This is a genomic window from Stieleria sedimenti (assembly GCF_025060895.1).
Taxonomy (GTDB): domain Bacteria; phylum Planctomycetota; class Planctomycetia; order Pirellulales; family Pirellulaceae; genus Stieleria; species Stieleria sedimenti.
The window spans coordinates 1-7,088 of the sequence record NZ_JANZKV010000335.1 but is presented as its reverse complement, the minus strand read 5'-3'; the positions used below and the strand labels follow the sequence as shown (position 1 = coordinate 7,088).

The following is a 7,088-nucleotide window of genomic DNA, read 5'->3' as shown; positions in this document are numbered from 1 at the left end:
GAGCGGGTCGAGGAATTGCTGCGGGTGCACGAGCAAGAACAGAGTTTCCTAAAGTCAAATAACAACCCGCCCTCAACGGAAGTCATGGGCGAGTTGAACATCGCGTTGGGTCAGCAGATCGGGCGGTACAAGCTGCTACAGAAGATCGGCGAAGGCGGCTTCGGCGTGGTGTTCATGGCAGAACAGCACCGCCCCGTTCGCCGCAAGGTGGCTCTGAAAGTGATCAAGCCAGGGATGGACACCAAGGCCGTGGTGGCCCGATTCGAGGCCGAGCGGCAGGCGCTCGCAATGATGGGGCACCCTAACATCGCTCGGGTCTTTGACGGCGGCGCCACTGACGGCGGACGTCCGTACTTCGTCATGGAACTGGTGAAAGGAGTACCGATCACCGAATATTGCGACAAAAACGAACTCTCCACCGAGCAGCGGCTGAAGCTATTCGCGACGGTCTGTCAGGCGGTGCAACACGCCCATCAGAAAGGGATCATCCATCGGGATCTCAAGCCGAGCAACGTACTGGTCACGCTTGCCGACGGCGAACCGGTTGTGAAAGTGATCGACTTCGGCGTGGCCAAGGCGACCAATCAGCAACTCACCGAGAAGACGCTGTTCACCGCCTTCGGTCAGATGGTCGGGACGCCACAGTACATGAGTCCCGAGCAGGCCGAGATGAGTTGCCTGGACGTCGATACCCGCAGCGATGTTTATTCGTTGGGCGTGCTGCTTTACGAACTGCTCACGGGAACGACACCGCTGGAAGCTGAACGGCTACGCACAGCCGGTTACGCCGAGATGCAGCGGCTTATTCGCGAAGAAGAACCACTGAAGCCGAGCACCCGGCTGAGCACGTCGGGTGACAAACTGACGATCCTCGCCAAGCATCGGAAGGTCACGCCCGAGAAGCTCAAGAGCCAGGTGAAAGGCGATCTCGACTGGATCGTCATGAAGGCGTTGGAGAAGGATCGGAACAGGCGGTATGAATCACCTGCTTCGCTTGGTGATGACGTGGGGCGAGTGCTCCGCGACGAACCGGTTGAGGCCTGTCCTCCTTCACGAAACTATCGACTGAGAAAGTTCATTCGACGCAACACAGTGGCGGTCGTAACGGCGTCTGCAATTACAACCCTCCTCGTAGCGGCGACCGCGATCAGCCTGTCGTTGGCACTGTGGGCAATTGACGAACGCAGGGTAGCTCAGGAGTCAATGAACTCTCTGCGAAAATCAGCCTTTCGGCATGGCGTTTCGTGTGTACTCAATGCTAACGAGAACGAGGCTGAGAAGATCGTCGCTGAATTGGAACGGCAGACAAATGCAGATGACCGTTATGCAGAGACACTGCAGGCGATTTTGTGTCTGCACACTTCAAAATTTCACGAGGCTATTGATCTCCTGGAGAACCTCACTGGCGAGAGCCCCGAAGATGTAGGGCTACTCGCGATGCTCACGGACGCCTATGACGGTCAGGGCAACATCGACATGTTTGTGAACACTCACGATACGTTAATGGCGAAAATCCCAGCGGTTGATCTCACTTCCCTCAGCACGATCGAGCTTATCTACGTCGCGTTGGCAAACATCGCCGCTCCAAAATACGGGTATGAGTATTCTTGTCTCGCCCTGGATGCGGATCCGGGATCGCACTATGCCAGGCTCATTCGAGGCAGAATGGCAGCAAGCTACGTTCTTCGTGCGGGTCCCCGACTCGGATCCAACCGAGAACAGGACCTGATCAACCAGGCCATCGCAGATGTGGATTCGCTGCGGTTGTTATACAAATTCGACTCACGCATCCCTTCCCAAGCACTTGCGACCCATCTGCTTGTCGCAAACTCGCTTCTGGCGAATGGAAACTCTGATTGGGTTGGAACCCTGACGGACGCGAAGCCGATCGTCGAGCATTTGGAAAGCCGGTCCCGAACCGGTTGGGAGGACTTCTTCCTTGCAGCATATTACTACGGTCTTGATCAAGCCGGTGTTCTGCAGGGAGGTCGTGAAAGAGCGCTAATTGCCTACAAAAATGCGTCGGTCGACGACGAAGAGAAGCTGCACGACTATGCGTCGTGTTACTACATCGCGTTAGCGTGCGAATTGAGTGTCGGCCTCGATACCCACGTGAAGCGGGCCATTGAAGCAAGTGATTCCTCCGTATACGGATGGCGAGGACTGGGATTGTCGTACGTGTTAAGTGGTCATCAAGCTGAAGCCGGGAGATGCGCTGAAACGCTCGTCCAGCGTGGATCGGTTGATGCGGCGGTTCACGCCGCTGAGATCTACATGCTCTTAGGAAAACGAAACGAGGCCATACGAATCGTAAACGACGTGGTCTCGGACGCTGATGAGTCGGAATTGAGCGACCCGAGCAAATGGTATCGGCAAGAGATTCCAAAATTTTACCGATCGCGTCTGATGGGAAACGGTGATTACAGCTCAGAAATGCTGATCGCGAGCGCAGAGGAGTCCGGCTATCCCCGGACAAATCTCAATTTCGCGTATTGGGCCATTGCCATCGCCGCCTGGGATTCGGAGTCCGGGGCGGATGGAAGAAACAGTCTCCAGTGGCTGAAACGCTGTGAGACGCAGTGCCAAATGAGCTTTCCTCAATTGCCGTGGAGTCGAGCATTGATCACATGGATCGAAAAAAGCGAATCGCGTTAACTTCGTGGCAACGCATCACACGTCGAGATAAGCCGTTTCTTCGAGAGGGATAACTCAGGTGAACAACCAGCAACTTGACGAAGAACGTATTTTCCACATTGCACGGAAACAGCCCGACCGAGAGACCCAGGCCGAATATCTGGATCAGGTCTGCGCTGGTGACCAAGGCCTTCGAGAACGCGTCGAGGAACTTCTCAAGGTCCACAACGAGGAGCGGGGTTTCTTGAAGTCCAACGATCAGCGGCTGGCCGCAACGGTCGACATCAGGCCCGGTACCGAACACCCGGGCGCGACAATCGGCCGCTACAAGTTGATGGAGCAAATCGGCGAGGGCGGGATGGGAACGGTATTCGTCGCGCAGCAGGATCGCCCCATCCGACGCAAGGTCGCGCTGAAGGTCATTAAGCCGGGGATGGATACCAAGGCCGTTGTGGCGCGGTTCGAGGCGGAGCGTCAGGCGTTGGCGATGATGGATCATCCCAACATCGCCAAAGTCCTCGATGCGGGCACCACCGAGTCAGGACGTCCCTATTTCGCGATGGAACTGGTCAAAGGCGTCCCGATTACCGAGTACTGTGATCGCAACCGCCTGACGATCCATGAGCGGATCATCTTATTCATTCGGGTGTGTCACGCGATTCAACACGCGCACCAAAAAGGCATTATTCATCGCGACATCAAACCCAGCAACGTCTTGGTAACGCTGCACGATGGAAATCCGGTGCCCAAGGTGATTGACTTCGGCGTAGCCAAGGCGCTCAACGCTCGTCTGACCGACACGACGATCTACACAGAACATCTGCAGATTGTCGGCACACTGCTATACATGAGCCCTGAGCAAGCAGAGCTAAGCGGACTCGGCGTCGATACCCGTTGCGACATCTATTCCTTGGGGGTTCTGCTATACCAGTTGCTCACGGGAACGACGCCGTTTCAAAAGAACGAGCTCGAAAAGGCGGGATTCGACGAACAGCGGCGAATTATCCGTGACAAGGAACCACCCAGAGCCAGCGTCCGGATCAGCGGCTTGGGCAAAACCGCTACAACGGTGGCCGAGCATCGAAAGACGAATCCACTGAAGCTTAATCAATCCGTAAGAGGCGACCTGGATTGGATCGTCCTCAAGTCGCTAGAGAAGGATAGGACAAGGCGATACACGGCAGCAAGCGCGTTTGCCGAGGACCTTGAGCGCTTTTTAGGGGAACAACCGGTACAAGCACGCCCGCCATCGACGGCTTACCGACTTTCCAAGTTCGCGAAGAGAAATCGCGTCGCGGTATCTGTTGGAGTCTTCCTCATTGCCTTAGTCCTTAGCGCAATGACGGCGATAGCACTCTACGCAGACTCGGCTGCCCGCTCTCGGGATCAAGCCCGCCGTGCACTCGAGCGCGAAGCGGTTCAACATGCAGTCAACCAGCGTCATGCAGGTTTAGAGGAGACGTTGGCTGCGGCACTGGAGGCCGGTTCTGATCCTCTTTGGGAGAATCGTGTCCGCGGTATTGCCGCTCTGTTCGCCGGGAAATTCCCCGAGGCGAAACGTCTGTTGTTGTTTTGCCTGGATCAGGGTGACGAAAGTCCCGCAATACATGCCCTGCTTTCAGAACTCTATATGAACATGGGGAAAACGGACTCCGCACTGCAACACGCCAAAATGGCTTTCGCAACCGATCCAATCACTAGCGATGACAGGCTCTTTCGTGCGTTATTGAGTTACGCCGACCCTCATGGATCAGATGTGACAGCGGAAGCTCTATTCAGGAAACAAAAAAGCCCGCTTGCTCTACTGGTGAAATCGAAAGCAACCTCCTGGACGGCTGTTGCCGAGCATGATCTGTCGATGGCTGAGGAAGGAGTGAGCCAGGCGCAGATTGCCATGCGGTTTTTGCCAGAAAGTGACTATGCGATGATCTATTATCTGGAGGCAATTTGCCAGGCACATCGAGTTGCCCAGCGTGTTGGCAATTTGGAAAAGGCCGAAGAGTTTAAGGAACTCGGGCGTGACGTTTGCTCACAGATTCAAAAGCGAGGGGAATTCCCGCGTCTTTCAATGGTTGGTCGATTCCTTGAACAGATTGGCGAACGCACGACGGCTGAAGCAGTGTATCAAGCGGCTCTCAAAAACGCAGTCGACGGGTGGGCACGTTTCCATTACGTCGACTTTCTCATGGAGGAACAGGATTATGGGACGGCGTTGAACTATTTGGAGTCACAGGGTCAACAGGAATCGTGGATTCAATGGATGCACGCCCGCGCTCTTGCAGAGATGAGGGGGCGAGAGCCAGAGGCGATTGAGATGCTGAAGGAATTGGTTGAATCAGATGTCCCGGTACCGTACCAGGTCATGGCGCTGAGTCAGCTGTCAATTCTTGGCGAATACGAATACGCTCGCCAACAATCACAAGAGATTTGGAATTCTGATTTGGATGCTGACAGAAGTGCATTCCCGCCATTCGCCGATATCCTCGGTGTCCTCGCCGGCGAGCTTGATGCCGAAAGAGTCATCGAAGAAGCGTCAGGAAAGATCGACAAAGGAGACGTACTGTATTGCCTTGCGGCTTTTGCCTATGGACGGCGTGAATTCGACCGCGCACGCGAGTACCTTGACGATTATCGGTTGATGGAACAACGACCAGGATGCATGGACATTGGCCCACTTTTGCGTCGTCGCATTGACGCAAGGGCTGCTCGGAAAAGTGAAAGGTCAGCGAAAGTTCAAGTGCCGGTGCAGATCAAATAACAACGCTATGGCCACTCAAGCTAAGTCAACCCAAATATGCCCATCGTGTCTGGGTGAATTCAATGCGCCGGCGTTTTCGCAGTTAGAACGCCAGAGTGACGGTTCAGCGATCGGAGAATCTAAGTTGGAACGCCTCATCCGACTCATTCATGACAAAAAGTATCCTTTCGACGGAAAGTGTCAGCGATGTCCGCAAGCTTGGGGCACGAACCACCTGCACGTCTCCATTCGCTACGTAGAAGTCGAAGGCGGACCTCTCCAAGCGATTGACATTCCCTGTTCGTTTTGCGACCTCTGCGCTGCGGACGTTCGAATTGGATTGAGAAAAGGGGCCTTGATAACCTTAGGAAAGAATCTGGCAAAGTGCGTTTTGTTGCTGTTGGCGTTGCCTGTCCTAGGGTTCTTCGCGTTCATCCTGCCTTTTATCGGGCTCTACTTCGTGTCGGCTACGATGTACTCCCTGGTTTATCAGCTGACACGTCGCCGAGCAAATCCATTCCTGGTCTCGCATCTGGACCGTATCTGTAACTTCATCGACACCACGGAGGAGTTCGAGCAATGTGTCGTCAAGCATGGACGCCTCAAGTTCGGACAGCGGTACGAATCGTGCAGATGATGAAACTGCCAAGCCGAATCCGAACACAGCACATGGGGCGGCGAATTCTAATGCCGAGAAACGAAAATGGAACCGATTTTAGAATAGAAGCAGTGCACATGCCCCTGAGTGGCTGCGGCCCAGTCTTTACGATCCGCCCATTTGTCGGCGGTGTTGCGTCTTGCTCCTCTGTACTTGAACGAGTCAGCCAACGCGCATGAGCACTTCCGCACACATGATTGCCGGTCCTCATGCCGGGTGTTGCCTCATCTTTTCAAATGCTGGAGACTGCCGCGCAGGATCGCTATGTTGGGCCTATGTCAGATGTAACCCAGATTCTTGCTCAGATCGAACAGACCGATCCGTTGGCGGCTGATCAACTGCTGCCGTTGGTGTATGAGGAGCTGCGCAAGTTGGCCGCATCCAGGCTCGCGCATGAAAAGCCCGGCCAAACGCTGCAGGCGACTGCACTCGTTCACGAGGCGTATGTGCGGCTTGTCCAAGCAGGGAATCCCCAGCAATGGGACTCGAAGGGCCATTTCTTCGCTGCCGCCGCGGAAGCGATGAGACGGATATTGGTCGATCAGGCGTGTCGTAAAAAATCGCTTCGTTCGGGTGGTAATCGCAAGCGGATCTCCTTGTCCGCCGCAGAGCCAGAATCCAACTCAGCTGAGGTGGATCTACTCGGACTCGATGAAGCACTCAAAAAGCTCGAAACGTCCCACCCCCGGAAAGCCAAGCTCGTGAAATTGAGGTATTTCGCCGGGTTAACGATCGAGCAGGCAGCGAACTCCCTACAGATTGCAACATCGACCGCGGACGCCGATTGGGTTTATGCGAAAGGGTGGTTGAGGCTCGAACTGGAAAAAAATCGATAAACTTCGATCTTTGATCGGGGAATCGGATCTGTCATCTCGCATTGGACAACGTTCAGCCGCCCCCGAGTGCCCCGGAGACGAACCGTGTCAATCCAAACGCCAACCGAAGACGAGATCTTCCATATCGCCCGCGGAATTCCCGACCCCGACACGCGGTCGGCATACCTCCATCAAGCTTGCGGCGGCAACACTGAATTGTTCGAGCGAATCGTTGAACTGCTCG

At 55.0% G+C, this 7,088-nt stretch carries 4 protein-coding genes; all 4 read left to right on the top strand.

The genetic code is table 11. The features are described 5' to 3' along the window. Nucleotides 1-2,655 (top strand): serine/threonine protein kinase (locus NZK35_RS32835; RefSeq protein ID WP_259636756.1); only part of this gene is annotated, 2,655 nt, incomplete at its 5' end. 58 nt (nucleotides 2,656-2,713) lie between these two features. Continuing rightward, on the top strand, nucleotides 2,714-5,392 hold the full coding sequence (locus tag NZK35_RS32830; protein WP_259636755.1) for a serine/threonine protein kinase: 2,679 nt from the start codon (nucleotides 2,714-2,716) through the stop codon (nucleotides 5,390-5,392). Between the two features lie 334 nt (nucleotides 5,393-5,726). After that, nucleotides 5,727-6,008 carry a hypothetical protein gene (locus NZK35_RS32825; RefSeq protein ID WP_259636754.1) on the top strand — a complete coding sequence of 94 codons (282 nt, stop codon included), beginning with the start codon at nucleotides 5,727-5,729 and terminating at the stop codon, nucleotides 6,006-6,008. Between the two features lie 230 nt (nucleotides 6,009-6,238). Next, complete coding sequence (locus NZK35_RS32820) at nucleotides 6,239-6,865, top strand: ECF-type sigma factor (protein ID WP_323379689.1); 627 nt, start codon at nucleotides 6,239-6,241, stop codon at nucleotides 6,863-6,865. Nucleotides 6,866-7,088 lie beyond the last annotated feature (223 nt).